Genomic DNA, 16,367 nt, shown 5'->3' with positions numbered 1-16,367 from the left:
CTGCGGCAGGGGTTAATGAGTACCGGAAAATCAGCGCTAATGATTAATATAAATTCTACATTACGCTGTAATAGATAACGAATTTTCCGGCCAGAAAGCCGGAATTCATTTTGTTAAAGCAGGAAAATGGTGGCAAGGCCGAGGAAAATGAAGAATCCGCCAGTGTCTGTCAGCGCGGTAATCATCACACTGGATCCGACCGCAGGGTCGCGGCCCAGGCGTACCATGGTGAGGGGGATGACGACACCCATCAGCGCGGCCAGCAGTAAATTTAGCACCATCGCCAGCGTCATCACCGCGCCCATCTCCCAGTTGCCATAGAGCAGCCAGGTGACAATCCCCATTAATCCGCCCCAGACGAGGCCGTTGATCAGCGCCACGCCCAGCTCCCTGAACATCAGGAATTTCAGATTGCCGAGCTGAACATGGTGCAGCGCCAGCCCGCGGACAATCATGGTGATGGTCTGATTGCCGGTATTTCCGCCGATACCGGCGACAATGGGCATCAGCGCGGCCAGCGCAACGAGCTGCGAAATCGTGTGTTCAAACAGGCCGATCACACGGGAAGCCACAAACGCCGTACACAGATTGATGGCCAGCCACGCCCAGCGGTTACGCACGGCTTTGGTTACCGGCGAGAAAACATCTTCTTCAGGGCTTAAGCCACCCATGCGGCGTAAGTTACTGTCGGTGTCGTTATTGACGAAATCGACGATTTCTTCCACCGTCAGGCGGCCCATCAGTTTACCTTTTTTATCCACGACGGCTGCGGTGATCAGGTCATAACGTTCGAACGCGCTGGCGGCGTCTTCGGCTTTGTCCTCCGGTTCAAAACTGGTGAGATCGGTGATCATCACGTCGGAAACCAGCGTATGCGGCGCGTTCAATAAAATCGTGGTCAGCGGCAATTCGCCAAGCAGCGTATTTTTCCGGTCAGTAATAAAGACTTTATCGGTTGCCTGCGGAATTGACTTACGTGAGCGGAGAAAGCGCTGAACGGTGCCCAGTGAGACATCCGGGCGAACGGTCAGCAACTCGAAATCCATGATACGGCCAACGCATTCTTTGCTGAATTTCATCACTTCGCGGACTTTCTCTCGCTGGCGGGGATCCAGTGAGGTCAGTACGCGGCCAATCAGGTCGCGGGGCAGATACTCCGCCAGATAAACCTGATCGTCCACATCCAGCAGTGACATGGTTTTGAGCAAATCCTTATCGCTCATTTCTTCGATCAGACTGTCCCAGACGGTTTCTGAGACTTCCACCAGCGCTTTACCGCGTGCAGCGGGTTCGACCAGCCGCCATAACGCCAGACGCTCACGGATCGGCAGTGCTTCCAGTACGTCCGCAACGTCCGCCGCGTGAAGACTTTGTACCCGCGAGGTCAGCTCGGCGGTGTTGTCCATCAGTTGTGCGCGGGTGACGTCATCAACATCAGGTTCCTCGCCCAGAATACTGTCGGCGAGGTCATCGGTGTTCAGAAGGAGATCGAGGATCCTGCTGCGGCTTTCAGCCAGTTTCTGGCCGTAATTCTTTGGTTTTCCACCAGACATTTGTGATCCTTAGTCCTTTGAGTAACGACAGGTTTTCAGCGTGCCGGTACAGGTTTTTGCCGGAGTCTGTTCCTGTAACTCCACAGTTTGCGTATCGGTCCGGGTTTGTTTTTGATTCTGATGATGTGAATACGCACCGATAGCGGAGTAGACCAGACGCCCGAACAAAATAATGAAGCTTATCGCTAAAACGATTTTCGTCATTCTGATGTTGGTTTTTCGAGACATAATTTAATCGCTTAAGTAAATCGTTGCTCCGGTGAAGGAATGAAGGTGTGCAAATGATAACGTTTACAATATATAACACATCTAAACAGGCAGCCAGATAATCGGATTAAGGGCAAACGCGCGGTTTAAAGGGGTATAAATCCATCAAACCTAAGACTTTTCGTTCTCCTTAAGAAGGATCGCATGAAATTGCCAAAAAAATTTTATTTCATGCATCACGCGATGAATTTGTCTGAGATGAATTTTTGTCAAATCACAAAGATTGTGTTTATTGATATGCATCAAGGGATTTAAGATAAGTCACATTAGAATCCAGCCATATTTTAAAATTTATATCCCGGCCTCCGCTGTATTCTTTTTTCTTCTGCGTTTTTTCTGTGAGATGACGTTTTTACAACGATAATTGAGGACGGAACCTGTGGCCATCGTCATCGGACTGTCTGTCTGATGTCTATTACACCCTGAACCCTTCACTGCAGCATGAAGTTCATGCGCAAAACTTAGATGGACTTGATGCGTAAAAAATTTTCCTGGCAAGACATGCGCCATAAATGGTGGGGCCTTCCTGCGATTTTTGCTCTGGTGCTGATCCCGGTGACCTCGTGGCTTTCTCCGATGATTTCCCTGCCGGATGGCCGTACTTATCTCATTTATATGCCGATGGCGACCTGCGTCGCGTTGCTGATGGTATTTGACTGGGCCGCATTGCCGGGCATCGTCCTGACGCTTTTCCTGCGCTATTACCTGCGGATTGGCTTCGAGATGGGGATGCTGATGACGGTGATTTATTTCGCCGCGCTGTCTCTGGCCTGGCTGGGCTATCGCTGGCAGGCGGGAAGTCGCTGGTCCGCACCGCTCGGTCTGATGAATCTGGCGAAAGCCCGGGTAGGCTGGTTGCTGATTTTCCTGACATTATTCTTAGTCATCGTGCTGCAAATTGTGATTGAAAGCGGATTGCTGCCCGATTATCTCGGCATGGCGACGCGGGACTTTTTCACGCTCAGGACCTTGGTCAATTTACAGGGGATGGTCCTTGGTATTCTGCTTAACTCGCATGTGATTTATCTGGTGATACGCATTATCCGCAAGCCGCATTATTTACGTGTGGTCTGCACGAGGTTGCGTCAGGAAATGGCACCAGGCGTGAAGTTTGCTGAGATTATGCTGTGGTTTGCGGTTCTGGGGGTCATGGTCACGTTGTTGTGCCTGCCGGGGCTGAGTGAACCGTTCATGAAGATTTTACTCAGCGATTACACGCTGACGCTACTGTTTCCGGTATTGCTGTTTGGAGCCTGGCGCTACGGTTATTACTTTATCAGTATCGTCTGGACCGTCACCCTGACTGTGTTATTTGAATTTTATCAGGGGTTTATCTCCGAACACGGCTTTGTTCATAATCTGGTGTTCGTGTCCGCCCTGATGTTGGTCTATACGATGACGTTGTTGCTGATGGCGGCCATCGCCTCACGTCAGCGTCTGCTGATGAAAAAATCCAGCGCCGCCGCATTGCAGGATCCGGTGTTTGGTCTGCCAAACCTGCGTGCCTTCAACCGCGATCTGGCGAGCTATCCGCGTTCCATGCTGTGTTTTATCCGTGTTTCCGATATGGACGTGCTGAGCCGTAACTACGGCATGCAGTTGCGTATCCAGTTTAAACAACAACTGGCCCACGGGCTGAAGCCTTATCTGCAACCGGGTGAGCGGGTTTATCATTTACCGGGTTATGATCTGGTCTTGCGGCTTAACTGCGAAGATTCGGATAAAAAATTGCAGAATTTGCATGACTATCTGGAAGACTTTCGCCTGATCTGGAACGGCTTGCCGCTGCATCCCAATATAGGCTTATCGTACTGTACCGTGTATTCGCCAGTGGAACATCTGCCGATTTTGCTGGGCGAACTGAGCGGTATTGCTGAAGTTTCCCTGACCACCGGGCAGCCGGAATCCAATAAAAACGACCACAGTCAGGTACAACTGGAGATCAGAGAAAAAGTCGACATGCTGCATAAAATTCAGCGGGCACTGGATGACGATCGCTTTGTGCTGATGGCGCAACCCATCTTCGGGGTGCGTGGCGACAGTTATCATGAAATCCTGCTGCGTCTGTCTGACAGCGCCGAAGGAACGCTGATCACACCGGATAAATTCCTGCCGGTGGTGCATGAGTTCGGTTTGTCGTATCAGCTGGATATGTGGGTGCTGAAACATACACTGATGTTTATTAATCAGAACCGTGTTCATTTGCCGAGTCTGCGCTTTGCGGTGAATTTCACGCCCTCGACGCTGTGCCGCCCGACCTTTAGCCGCGATTTTAAAACGCTGATGCTGGAATATGAGGTAGAACCGTTCCAGATCGTGCTGGAAGTGACCGAATCCCATCTGCTGCAGAACATGAAATATGCCGACCTGGCGATGCGGGAATTGCGTTCCTACGGTTGCCGCATTGCGATTGATGACTTCGGTACGGGCTACGCCAGTTACGGTCGTCTGAAGGCTATTCAGGCCGATATCCTGAAAATTGACGGCAGCTTCGTGCGCAATATGCTCACTGATTCGCTGGACGCCTACATTGTGCAGTCAATCTGTCAGGTGGCGCGCATGAAGCATCTGTCGATTGTGGCGGAGTATGTGGAAACTGAAGAACAGAAAATCGCGTTGCACGAGCTGGGTGTGGATTACATGCAGGGTTATCTGGTGGGTAAACCGCAACCGTTAAACAAACTACTGGAATTCCCGAACGTCTGACATTGAGCGATGTCCGGAAAGAAAAAGCCCTCTGCGCATCAGATGCCAGAGGGCTCTTTTATTGCAGCGAAACGGTTAGTTTTTCACAATACCGTCTTCTTCCTCAAGCATCAGTTTCCAGCCTGTCACGTCATCCCAGTAACTCTGTTCTCTTTCGAAATCCAGCTGAACCAGGTTGTTCTGAGCCAGATATCCGGCCGGGAAACGCAGCGTCCAGTGATTATCATCGGTAGATAACCGCAGGGATTCAGGCGTTGTCGTTGACTGACGCTGATTGTTGAGCAACGCCCCTAGACGCAGAAGCTGGATCAGCGGAATGTAGTGTTTCTTCTTGAACAGATTCAGGCGCGGCAGTTCTTCCAGCTTGATGGCTTTTCGGTGGAAGCGGACCAGTGTGGCCAGCAGCGTTTGCTGTTCCTGGTTGAAACCCGGCAAGTTGGTATTTTGCAGGATATACGAGGAATGGCGGTGCATGCCGGTGTGGTTAATGCTCAGACCGACTTCATGCAACATGGCGCTGAATTTCAACAGTGATTCCAGCTGTGGCTGCACCAGTTTGGTATTTTGCGCCAGCCACTGGGCATACAATTGCTCTGTGGTATCCAGCACACGGCGCGCCTGTTCACGGTCAATGTTGTAATGCTCAGCCAGACTTTTGGCAGTACGGGTACGGATATCCTGATGACGGAAACGGCCTTCCATTTCATACAGCACACCTTCACGCAGTGCGCCGTCAGAAAGACGCAGCTCTTTGATCGCCAGCGCATCGAACACGCCGCGCAGAATGGCAAGCCCCGGCACGAACACCGATTGCCTGTCTTCCGATAAGCCTGGTAAATCCAGGGCACTGAAATGTTTAAAGTTCAGTACCGCTTCGGACAGCATTTCCAGCCGTTCAGGGGTAATTAAGCCGTCTTTTTCGCCCATCGCGACCAGCACTTCGTGCGCCGCTTTAATACTGCCGGAGGCACCCAAAGCATACTGCCAGCCCTGCAGGCGGTACTGCCACGCCAGGGTTTCCAGCTTTTGCGCAGCAGCGAGCTGGGCACGTTTGAAGTTACTGCGGCTGATTTCGCCATTGGGGAAAAACATCTGCGCAAAACTGACACAGCCCATACGGCGGCTTTCGGCCAGCAACGGCTCGAAGTCCTCTCCGATGACCAGTTCTGTTGAACCGCCACCGATATCGACCACCAGCTTGCGGCCTTTTTCAGGCTGCGTATGTTCAACACCCATAAAAATAAGTCGTGCTTCTTCCTGCCCGGAAATAATTTCAATCGGGTAGGGGATGACTTCTTTGGCACGCTTGAGAAATTCCTCGGCGTTCACTGCCTGACGCAGCGTATGTGTACCGACGATAGTGACGTTATTTTCCGGAAAACCCTGCAGGCGTTCGGCGAATAAAGCCAGGCAATCCAGCCCGCGTTGAATGGCTTCTTCACTGAGCACATTTTTACTGTCGAGACCATCGGCCAGATGGACGCGCTGTTTCAGGCGTCCCAGGACCTGCAGCGCGCCGTTAACGACGCGTGCAATGACCATATGGAAACTGTTCGACCCGAGATCAATCGCCGCAATTTCCTGTGGCTTGGCATTCAGTGGGCTGCTTTTAAGGGGCATAGTTGTGTAACGCTCCAGGGGTTCAGGCTTGCTGACTTTGTTGTTCCAGCTCTTTCAGATATTCATAAATCGCCAGTTGCGCACGGACTTTGCGGCGATTTCCGCGTGGAACATACCGGTTGCTCAGTTCTTTATCAATCACTCTGGCTTTTACTGTGTCACTAAACAGCAGCTCAAGGATATCCAGAACGCGCTGTTTCAAACGCGGATCGAGCAGGGCGACGGCCACTTCAATACGATAATCAATATTACGCGTCATCCAGTCGGCTGAAGACAGGAAGACTTTGGAATCGCCGCCATTTTCAAAGACATACACGCGATCGTGTTCAAGATAGCGGTCAATGATGCTGGTAACCTGAATGTTTTCGCTAAAGCCGGGTAAATTCGGCACCAGAGAACACATCCCGCGGATCAGCAGACGGATTTTCACCCCGACGTTAGACGCGACGTAGAGGCGGTCTATCAGCCCTTTATCCACCAGATTATTGATTTTTAGCGTAATTCCGCCTGTTCCGCCCGCCTGAACGTTGGCAATTTCACGGTCGATCAAACGGTAAAGCATGTCGCGCGAGTTTTGCGGTGACACCATCAGATGCTCGAACGACACCGGGCGGTAAGGGTTTTCAATAAAGTTGAAGACGCGGCGGACCTCGTTGGTGATCCTCGCATCGGCGGTGAGCAGTGAATAGTCGGTATAAAGGCGCGCCGTTTTCTCGTTAAAGTTACCGGTCCCGATATGAGCATAGCGGACAATCTCGTCGCCTTCGCGTCGGGAAATAAGAAAGAGTTTTGCGTGTATTTTCAGGCCCGGCGCAGAGAAAATAACGTGCACACCGGCTTCAGTCAGACGTTTCGCCCAGTGAATATTGGCTTCTTCATCGAAGCGCGCCTGCAGTTCGACGACAACAGTGACTTTCTTACCGTTGTGCGCGGCGTGGATCATCGATTCGATAATGCGGGAATCTTTCGCCACGCGGTAAATATTGATTTTTATCGACAGCACGTTCGGATCGAACGATGCCTGACGCAACAGTTCCAGTACGTGCTCAAACGTGTGGTACGGATAATACAGCAGCACGTCTTGCTCGCGGATCGCCGCAAAGCCGTTGCGGAATTTATCGAACCACAAATGGCGCAGACGTGGCAGCGGACGGTTGACCAGATTGGCTTTGCCGACGTTCGGGAAGCCGATGAAATCTTTAAAATTGTGATAACGGCCACCGGCAATCACCGAATCATAATTGGAGATGCCAAGTTTACCGCGCAGCAGTTCGACCATTTCATCCGGCATATCACGCTGATAAACGAAACGTACCGGTTCGGCGGTCAGACGCTGTTTCAGGCTTGATGACATCAGCTCAAGCAGGCTCGATTCCATTTCCGTGACCAGATCATATTCGGCGTCACGGGTCATTTTCATGGAGTACGCGTTCAGTGCATCGTAATCGAAGAAGCCTTTGAAAATATCATCCAGACAATAACGCAGGATGTTATCCAGCAGGATCATCGGCTTACGACGGCGTGGTGCTTCCGGCGGCAGGTTAACGAAACGCGGCACTTTATCGGACGGGATTTCCAGCAGCGCGTAATGGATCTCTTCGCCACGGATAATTTCCACTGCCAGATAGGTGTAATCGTCTTTGAGGAATTGCACCAGATTGGTATCGTGGTTAATCAGAATCGGTGTGATGTACTGGCGCAGCTGATGTTTGAAGTACTGACGCAGCCAGGCTTGCTGGTTTTCAGAAACCTGGCGTTCGTTAATCAGGAAGATCTGATTACGCGCCATTTCCAGAAGCAAATCGTTGTAAAGACTGTCGAATTCCTGATCAATGCGCAGCACCTTCGCCTGAATTTTTTTCAGCAAATGACGGGACGCGCCCAGAAAACCTTGTTCTTCACTGATGAGGATCCGTCGTTTTAAATCGGCAAAACGGACTTTATAAAACTCATCCAGGTTATTGGAGTAGATCCCTAAAAAACGCATCCGTTCGATCAGGGGATTGCTTTTGTCAGCCGCTTCCTGCAACACGCGCTCATTGAAGGACAGCCAGCTTAGTTCTTTCTCGATATAAAGCTTTTCCTGACCCATTTTCACTCCGTTCATTTAGCTTGCAACCTGGCCCATACAGGCAAATTTGCCTGAAAACACCGCAATGTAGCTCAACATATTCTTCGTGTTGCCCGCCTTTTAAGCAGCCAGCGCAGCAGGAAGTCATCTGTGAGAGGGGCCTAGTGTCTACTATCAATATTGCGAAAGATTGACAGGAAAGTCCAACATAACAAGGGATGATTTCAGGAGAGTCTTTAACGGGGAGTCAAAAGAGAGAAAAGTGTTACCGATGAAGGACATTTGTATCCTTCACCGGTCATTTTTTTACCGATTTATGTCGCGGTGGAATTAAACCGCGCTGGCGCCAATCAGGGATTCCGGTTTGACCTGAACAGGCTTGGTTTTGTATTTCGCCAGAAACTGCGGCTGGAAAATACACATGCGGATGGCGCTGCGATATTCGCCGTTCACAAAGAATTCCTGTTTCAGTTCACCTTCAAGCTCGAAGCCTAATTTGCTGTAAATGTGGATCGCCTTTTTATTTTCTTTATCCACGATTAAATACAGTTTGTAGAGGTTAAGAACGGAGAAGGCATAATCCATCGCCAGACGGACAGCGTCACCGGCAAAGCCTTTGCCCTGATGCTGCGGATCGATGATGATCTGAAATTCCGCGCGGCGGTGAATATGATTAATTTCCACCAGCTCGACCAGGCCGACCGGTCCGCTTTCGTATTCAATAATAAAGCGGCGTTCGCTTTGGTCGTGAATATGCTTGTGATACAAGTCGGTCAGTTCGACGAAAGCCTCGTAAGGTTCTTCAAACCAGTAACGCATGATGCTGGCGTTATTATCAAGACGATGAACAAACGACAGGTCGTCCTTTTCCAGTGGACGTAATCTGACGCTGTTATGGCTAAACATGGGGTGTTCCTCAACTATAAAAGCCGTTTTATGAGGGTAACCTTCGTAAATATGAAATCGGAAACAACCGTGTTTCCGATGAAGGTCGGCGCACAAACGACGTTTAAACGTGCGCCGGGATGTGCATTATATCGGACGAAATGTAAACAAATGTCAAATGACGGAAAATAAAAAACCGGCGCATGGCCGGTTTATAGTGAAATCATGATGCAGTGGTAGATTAATCTTCTGCATATCCGCGTTCAGAAAGCGGATTGTTATCCAGCAGCGCCTGACCCTTTTGCAGCGACAAACGTCCGTCAACGAACCAGCTGACGACCAGCGGATAAATGCTGTGTTCCTGCGTTTGTATGCGGGCAATCAGCTCTTCTTCTGTATCGTCAGCAAACACCGGGACTTTGGCCTGTAAAATCACCGGACCGCCATCGAGTTCTTCAGTCACAAAATGCACGGACGTACCGTGTTCCGCATCCTGATTTTCAATGGCCTGACGGTGGGTGTGCAGACCCGGATATTTTGGCAGCAGGGAAGGGTGGATGTTGATCATGCGTCCGGCAAAGCGCTGGACGAATTCAGCGGTCAGAATACGCATATAACCGGCAAGTACCACCAGATCAGGCTGGAAAGTGTCAATGGCATCCGCCAGTGCAACGTCAAATTCCGCCCGGTCCCGGTAAGCCTTAACATCCAGTGCATGCGCGGGAATACCGGCTAAACGGGCTCTTTCAAGCCCGTATGCAGCTGCTTTATTGCTGAAGACCGCACTGAGTGTTGCGTTAATTCGTCCCTGCTGGCAGGCATCAATCAGGGCCTGTAAATTGCTCCCCTCGCCCGATACCAGAACCACAATCCTTTTCATTTTGCTACCCGTCTTCAGTCAGTTGATTTACTGGTTTTATTCAATAACCACGCGTTCAGCGGAGTCAGAGGCTTTAATGTAGCCAATTTTCCACGCTTTTTCGCCATTATCGTTCAGTAATGCAATCGCCTGATCGGCCAGTTCTGCCGGAAGTGCCACCAGCATGCCCACACCACAGTTAAAGGTGCGGTACATTTCGTGACGGCTGACATTACCGGCGGTTTGCAGCCAGGTGAAGACATCCGGCCACTGCCAGCTTGATTCGTCGATAATCACCTGCGTGTTGTCCGGCAATACACGTGGGATATTTTCCCAGAAGCCGCCACCGGTCAGATGGACGATGCCGTGAACATCCACGTTTTCGATCAGGTTCAGAATCGATTTCACGTAAATTTTGGTTGGTGCGAGCAGGTGATCGGCCAGCGGTTTGCCTGCCAGATCGGTGGTTTCCGGGTCAGTCTTACTGACTTCCAGAATTTTGCGCACCAGAGAATAACCGTTGGAATGCGGGCCACTGGCGGCCAGGCCGATCAGCACATCCCCGTCAGCCACTTTGCTGCCGTCGATGATTTCTGATTTTTCCACCACACCCACGCAGAAGCCTGCCACGTCGTAATCTTCGCCGTGATACATGCCCGGCATTTCAGCGGTTTCACCACCGACTAACGCACAGCCAGACTGTTTACAGCCTTCTGCGATACCGGTGATCACGCTGGCGGCAGTATCGACGTCCAGTTTGCCGGTGGCGTAATAGTCGAGGAAGAACAGCGGTTCAGCGCCCTGAACGATTAAATCGTTGACGCACATCGCGACCAGATCGATACCGATAGTATCATGGCGTTTCAAATCCATCGCCAGACGCAGCTTGGTGCCAACGCCGTCGGTACCCGAAACCAGTACGGGTTCACGATATTTTTGCGGCAGCGCGCAGAGGGCACCAAAACCGCCCAGTCCACCCATCACTTCAGGGCGGCGAGTCTGTTTTACTACACCTTTAATGCGGTCTACCAATGCGTTACCGGCATCGATATCTACGCCTGCGTCTTTATAGCTGAGAGAGGTTTTGTCGGTCACTGCGAAGTCCCCACGGCGGTTTGGGTTGGTGGTTGAAGAATAAAGCGGGGCAATTCTAACAGTGGAAGCAAACGTTTGCGAGCGCCTTATTCGATGATGAGTTTTAGGCTGTCTATACTCTAACCGGGTTACTGATGATCCAGATCAGGCTATTTGGTATGGCGTTCAAAAAAAATGGCGTTATAATCTCGCGATTTTTTTTTGCAGCTCAACCACCTTAGGAGAATAAATAATGAAGATCGTCGAGGTGAAACACCCGCTGGTGAAACACAAGCTGGGCCTGATGCGTGAAAACGACATCAGCACGAAACGTTTTCGCGAACTGGCTTCTGAGGTGGGAAGTCTGCTGACGTATGAAGCGACTGCTGATTTAGAAACTGAAAAAGTGACGATCGAAGGCTGGAATGGCCCGGTTGAAATCGATCAGATTAAAGGCAAGAAAATTACCGTAGTGCCTATCCTGCGTGCCGGTCTGGGCATGATGGAAGGCGTACTGGAACACGTTCCGAGTGCGCGTATCAGTGTGGTCGGCGTGTACCGTGATGAAGAAACCCTCAAGCCTGTGCCGTATTTTCAGAAACTGGTTTCTAACATTGAAGAACGTCTGGCACTGGTGGTTGATCCGATGCTGGCGACGGGGGGGTCTATGATTGCCACCATCGACCTGCTGAAAAAAGCCGGCTGCCAGAGCATTAAAGTGCTGGTGCTGGTTGCCGCGCCTGAAGGGATCGCCGCTCTCGAAGCCGCACACCCGGACGTTGAGTTGTACACCGCCTCGGTGGATCAGGGACTCAACGATAAAGGCTACATCATCCCGGGGCTCGGCGATGCGGGCGACAAGATATTTGGTACGAAATAAATAAGCGTTTAGCCGACTAATCAGTCGGCTTTTTTTTGCTCGTCATATACAACATCACACCATTGAGAGGATCACATTCATGACCCGTCGTGTCATCGGGGTAAGCGAACGTCCGCCATTGCTGCAGACGATTCCCCTGAGTTTCCAGCATCTGTTTGCCATGTTTGGTGCCACCGTCCTGGTGCCCATTCTGTTTAAGATCAACCCGGCAACGGTGCTGCTGTTCAATGGCATAGGGACTTTGCTGTATTTATTTGTCTGTAAAGGGAAAATACCGGCTTACCTTGGCTCGAGCTTCGCGTTTATTTCCCCGGTGCTGTTGCTGTTACCGATGGGGTATGAGGTGGCGCTCGGTGGTTTTATTGCCTGCGGGCTGTTGTTCTGCCTGGTGGCGCTGATTGTTAAGAAAGCCGGAATTGGCTGGATTAACGTGATATTCCCGCCTGCGGCGATGGGCGCAATCGTTGCCGTCATCGGACTGGAACTGGCGGGCGTGGCGGCGAATATGGCGGGTCTGTTACCTGCCGAGGGCGCGGCGGTGGATTCCACCACCATTACCATTTCGCTGGTGACACTGTCTGTGACCATTCTGGGGTCCGTGCTGTTCCGTGGTTTCCTGGCGATTATCCCGATCCTGATCGGCGTGCTGGTGGGTTATGCACTGTCGTTCTTTATGGGGGTGGTGGATGTCTCAACGATCGAGAATGCGCACTGGTTCGCGCTGCCAACCTTCTATACGCCACGTTTTGAATGGGTCGCCATCCTCACGATCCTGCCTGCGGCGCTGGTGGTTATTGCCGAACACGTCGGGCATCTGGTTGTGACGGCAAACATTGTGAAGAAAGATTTACTGCGTGATCCGGGCCTGCACCGTTCGATGCTGGCAAACGGTTTGTCGACCGTGTTGTCCGGTTTCTTCGGCTCAACGCCAAATACCACGTACGGTGAAAACATCGGCGTCATGGCCATCACCAAGGTATACAGCACCTGGGTTATTGGCGGCGCGGCCATTCTGGCTATTCTGCTTTCCTGTATCGGCAAACTGGCGGCAGCCATCCAGGCTGTGCCGGTACCGGTGATGGGCGGCGTTTCATTGCTGCTTTATGGTGTGATTGGTGCATCCGGTATCCGCGTGCTGATTGAATCGAAAGTGGATTACAATAAAGCACAAAACCTGATCCTGACCGCAGTGATCCTGATCATCGGTGTCAGCGGCGCGAAAATCCACATTGGTGCAGCGGAGCTGAAAGGCATGGCGCTGGCAACGATCGTGGGCATTTTCCTGAGTCTGCTGTTCAAAGTTATCGAGATTTTCCGTGGCGAAGAACAGATCATTGATGTTGAAGATGAGCGGGAAAATCCGCCGGTCTGATCTGCACGTTTTTAAGTGAATCCCTGACCGGCGGGTGTATTGCCAGCCGGTCAGGTGCTCGGATCGCAAGCGGTTGCACCGGGCACAGTTCATTTCACAACGGATCCTTGCTAGAATTCGGCAGTTCCTTTTATTGACGTGACAACATCTGCGGTCATTATACCGCTTTGGTTGAGGTGCTTCTGAATACGCCGGCACAGCTTTCTTTGCCACTTTATCTTCCCGATGATGAAACCTTTGCCAGTTTTTATCCGGGGGAAAACCCCTCTCTGCTTTCTGCCATTCAGAGCGCATTGCATCAGGAACACGGCACTTATATTTATTTCTGGTCACGCGAGGGCGGCGGCCGCAGCCACTTGCTGCATGCAGCCTGCGCCGAATTATCACAGCGCGGTGAAGCCGTCGGTTATGTGCCATTAGACAAACGCGCGTATTTCGTGCCTGAAGTGCTGGACGGTATGGAGCACCTGGCGCTGGTGTGCATCGATAATATCGAAGGCATTGCCGGTGATGATGAATGGGAAGCGGCTGTTTTCCATCTCTATAACCGCATTCTTGAAACCGGCCGTACGCGCCTGTTTATTACCGGCGATCGACCTCCGCGTCAGCTCAATCTCAGCCTGCCGGATCTGGCTTCCCGTCTCGACTGGGGGCAAATCTACAAACTTCAGCCGCTTTCCGATGAAGAAAAACTTCAGGCATTGCAGCTACGCGCTAAACTGCGCGGGTTTGAACTGCCGGAAGACGTGGGCCGTTTCCTGCTCAAACGTCTGGATCGGGAAATGCGTACGTTGTTTATGACCCTGGATCAGCTCGATCGCGCTTCGATTACGGCGCAGCGGAAACTGACGATCCCGTTCGTGAAAGAAATTCTCGGGTTGTGACAGGAAGGGATGTCCGGGTTCGTTAGCACTGAACCCGAACTGAAAGCGCGGGGTTATAAAATCTCTTTGACCTGTTCCGGCGGACGCCCTAAACGCGCTTTGCCGTTGGCCACCACAATCGGACGTTCAATCAGCCGCGGATGATCGGCCATCACCTGTAACAGCGCGTCCTCGCTCAGACTGGTATCCTTCAGATTCATGTCTTTATAAATCTGCTCACCCTTACGCATCAGTTCACGTGCTGAGCTGAAACCCAGCAGGCCGATCAATTCTTTCAGCTTATCCACTGACGGCTGCGTTTCCAGATACAAAATCACTTGCGGTTCAATGCCTTCTGCTTCCAGCAATTTCAGGGTTTCACGGCTCTTCGAGCATGCCGGGTTATGATAGATTGCGACATCGTGTTGCATAAAAGTTTCTCCATTTTGGCACTGAAATCAGCCTTTCTGATACTGACGGAATCGTTGCTGCAACTGACGAAGCTGGTCGATTCGTGCGTCATAACGGGCCTGTTCCAGACTGCCTAATTTTTGTAATGCGCTGGCATTGCTCAGCATTTCAATCGCCTGATCCAGACGTCCGACTAATGCCACGCTTTCCGCACGGGCAGCCAGTTCCTGCGCACGTAAACCCTGGGCGGCAGCGGCCTGAGACAACAAATCCCAACCATTCGGATCACCCGGATAATTGAAAGTATAGCGGTTGAGGATTTTCATGGCATTGGCCGGTTTCGCGCCTTCGAGATAAGCATTGGCCAGATTGAGTTGCAGCACGGCGTTGGCACTGCTGGCCGCACCGGCCTGCTCCAGACGCGCTATCGCCTGCGGCGCACGTTTGCTGTCGATATCATTATCGGTGGCTAAATCGAGTAACCATTCGTTGCCCGGATTCTGAGCCAGCAGCGGTTCAAGGATCGTCCGCGCCTGATCGTATTTTTTGGCTTTATAAAATTGCAGTGCATGGCCGTATTTTGCCGCCAGTTGCTCGCGGATATTGCCATTGCTCAGTTTCAGCAGATAGTCGTCACTCAGCGGGAAGCTCTCTGAACCGTACATCCCCAATATGCGTACTTTCGCCAGGGTATAATCTTGTGAAGATTGCACAATCGGGTGCGGCATCTGGTTGGCGCGGTTACGGATATCGGCCAGACGGCTGTCGGGCAACGGGTGCGTCAGCAACATTTCCGGCGGACGGGTTGAGTAGCTCGCCTGATCTGCCAGTTTTTGCAGGAAGGCGGGCATCGCCTGCGGATCAAACCCCGAACGCTGTAAGACCTGAATGCCGATACGGTCGGCTTCCTGCTCATTGCCCTGCGTGAAGCTGATCATGCCTTGCTGCGTGCCTGCTAGTGTACCGGTCAGCGCCGCCATGCCCATTTGCGGACTGGCCATCGCCAGTAGAATTGACCCCAGCGCCCCCACCCAGGTGAGCGGCGCGTTACGTTGCTGGTCTTCCATCGCACGCGCCAGATGGCGCTGGGTCACGTGGGAAATTTCGTGCGCCATGACCGACGCCAGCTGGCTTTCGTTATCGGTATAACGGAACAGTGATGAGTGAAGCACCACATTGCCGCCAAAGAAGGCAAAGGCGTTCAGCTCATCGTTATTGACGATGAAAAAATGGAATGGCGTGCGGACGGAATAGGCATGCGCCACCAGCCGTTGCCCCAGTTCGTTGATGTACTGATTGAGCAGCGGATCGTTAATCAGCGGCGTGCTGGCGCGCATCTGACGGACATAAAAATCGCCCATCTGTAATTCCTGATTAATACTGAGTGTACCGCCTGCAGTCGTGCCGATGTCCGGTAATTGGTCGCTCACCGGCGGGGCTAACGGCGAGTTAGGGCTTTTTACGGGGCTCACGGGGGTTGACCAGAATGAACTGTCATCCGCACCGGCGGGCGGTATGGAACCCGCCAGCAGGCTGCCCAGACACAGGGCAATCACCCTTTTTTTCAACCGCATGACCATAAACATTTGCTTCCCAATAAGTTAACCGCGATACCGATGAGCTTTGCGAGCCTTTCTTCTGCGGACAGTCAGTCAGACCATTATTTTCTTGCGCTTTTCTCTGCGCTGGTCTCTATAGTAGCTATCCGCGTGAGAGTTTAAAACACTCCGAAGCTACAGTCGTGTGACAACGAATTTTTTAAATAGTTACTTGTGTCTGAGCGCGCAGGGAACGAACAGCGCGTAG

General features: G+C 51.7%; 13 protein-coding genes. 4 read left to right on the top strand and 9 right to left on the bottom strand.

Annotated elements, in window-relative coordinates; translation table 11 throughout:
* Positions 1-113: 113 nt before the first annotated feature.
* On the bottom strand, positions 114-1,553 hold the full coding sequence (gene mgtE / locus GW591_RS11300; RefSeq protein ID WP_015690293.1) for a magnesium transporter: 1,440 nt from the start codon (positions 1,551-1,553) through the stop codon (positions 114-116).
* 9 nt (positions 1,554-1,562) lie between these two features.
* The gene (locus GW591_RS11295) at positions 1,563-1,781 is read right to left on the bottom strand and encodes a YfgG family protein (protein ID WP_013576570.1); all 219 of its coding nucleotides are present in this window, start codon (positions 1,779-1,781) and stop codon (positions 1,563-1,565) included.
* Positions 1,782-2,294: 513 nt separating this feature from the next.
* Here GW591_RS11295 and GW591_RS11290 point away from each other — a divergent pair.
* Positions 2,295-4,526 carry a sensor domain-containing phosphodiesterase gene (locus tag GW591_RS11290; protein ID WP_225444898.1) on the top strand — a complete coding sequence of 744 codons (2,232 nt, stop codon included), beginning with the start codon at positions 2,295-2,297 and terminating at the stop codon, positions 4,524-4,526.
* A gap of 75 nt (positions 4,527-4,601) precedes the next feature.
* Here the strand turns inward: GW591_RS11290 and ppx are convergent, their stop codons facing one another.
* The 5 genes from ppx to purM form a co-directional block, all read right to left on the bottom strand.
* Positions 4,602-6,146 (bottom strand): exopolyphosphatase, encoded by a 1,545-nt coding sequence (ppx, locus tag GW591_RS11285; RefSeq protein WP_013576567.1) that lies wholly within the window; start codon positions 6,144-6,146, stop codon positions 4,602-4,604.
* Between the two features lie 22 nt (positions 6,147-6,168).
* Positions 6,169-8,238, bottom strand: coding sequence for a polyphosphate kinase 1 (gene ppk1 / locus GW591_RS11280; protein WP_013576566.1), 2,070 nt, complete (start codon positions 8,236-8,238; stop codon positions 6,169-6,171).
* Positions 8,239-8,547: 309 nt separating this feature from the next.
* The gene (gene speG, locus GW591_RS11275) at positions 8,548-9,123 is read right to left on the bottom strand and encodes a spermidine N1-acetyltransferase (RefSeq protein WP_013576564.1); all 576 of its coding nucleotides are present in this window, start codon (positions 9,121-9,123) and stop codon (positions 8,548-8,550) included.
* Positions 9,124-9,343: 220 nt separating this feature from the next.
* Positions 9,344-9,982 carry a phosphoribosylglycinamide formyltransferase gene (purN, locus tag GW591_RS11270; RefSeq protein WP_013576563.1) on the bottom strand — a complete coding sequence of 213 codons (639 nt, stop codon included), beginning with the start codon at positions 9,980-9,982 and terminating at the stop codon, positions 9,344-9,346.
* 36 nt (positions 9,983-10,018) lie between these two features.
* The gene (purM, locus tag GW591_RS11265) at positions 10,019-11,056 is read right to left on the bottom strand and encodes a phosphoribosylformylglycinamidine cyclo-ligase (RefSeq protein ID WP_015690292.1); all 1,038 of its coding nucleotides are present in this window, start codon (positions 11,054-11,056) and stop codon (positions 10,019-10,021) included.
* Positions 11,057-11,288: 232 nt separating this feature from the next.
* Here purM and upp point away from each other — a divergent pair, with 232 nt between their 5' ends.
* From upp to hda, 3 genes are all read left to right on the top strand, one after another.
* Positions 11,289-11,915, top strand: coding sequence for a uracil phosphoribosyltransferase (upp, locus tag GW591_RS11260; protein WP_013576561.1), 627 nt, complete (start codon positions 11,289-11,291; stop codon positions 11,913-11,915).
* Positions 11,916-11,994: 79 nt separating this feature from the next.
* Positions 11,995-13,287: a uracil permease gene (uraA, locus tag GW591_RS11255; protein ID WP_013576560.1), complete on the top strand. Its 1,293-nt coding sequence runs from the start codon at positions 11,995-11,997 to the stop codon at positions 13,285-13,287.
* A gap of 176 nt (positions 13,288-13,463) precedes the next feature.
* Positions 13,464-14,171, top strand: a complete 708-nt coding sequence (gene hda, locus GW591_RS11250) for a DnaA inactivator Hda (RefSeq protein WP_013576559.1) — start codon at positions 13,464-13,466, stop codon at positions 14,169-14,171.
* A gap of 53 nt (positions 14,172-14,224) precedes the next feature.
* Here hda and arsC read toward each other — a convergent pair whose 3' ends face one another.
* Both arsC and bepA read right to left on the bottom strand, forming a co-directional pair.
* Positions 14,225-14,581 carry an arsenate reductase (glutaredoxin) gene (gene arsC / locus GW591_RS11245; RefSeq protein WP_112197534.1) on the bottom strand — a complete coding sequence of 119 codons (357 nt, stop codon included), beginning with the start codon at positions 14,579-14,581 and terminating at the stop codon, positions 14,225-14,227.
* A gap of 27 nt (positions 14,582-14,608) precedes the next feature.
* Positions 14,609-16,141: a beta-barrel assembly-enhancing protease gene (gene bepA / locus GW591_RS11240; RefSeq protein WP_015690291.1), complete on the bottom strand. Its 1,533-nt coding sequence runs from the start codon at positions 16,139-16,141 to the stop codon at positions 14,609-14,611.
* Positions 16,142-16,367 lie beyond the last annotated feature (226 nt).

Origin of the sequence: Rahnella aceris (assembly GCF_011684115.1) — a bacterium.
Classification (GTDB): domain Bacteria; phylum Pseudomonadota; class Gammaproteobacteria; order Enterobacterales; family Enterobacteriaceae; genus Rahnella; species Rahnella aceris.
Note: the sequence above shows the minus strand (reverse complement) of the source record. Positions and strands in the feature narration are given on the sequence as shown.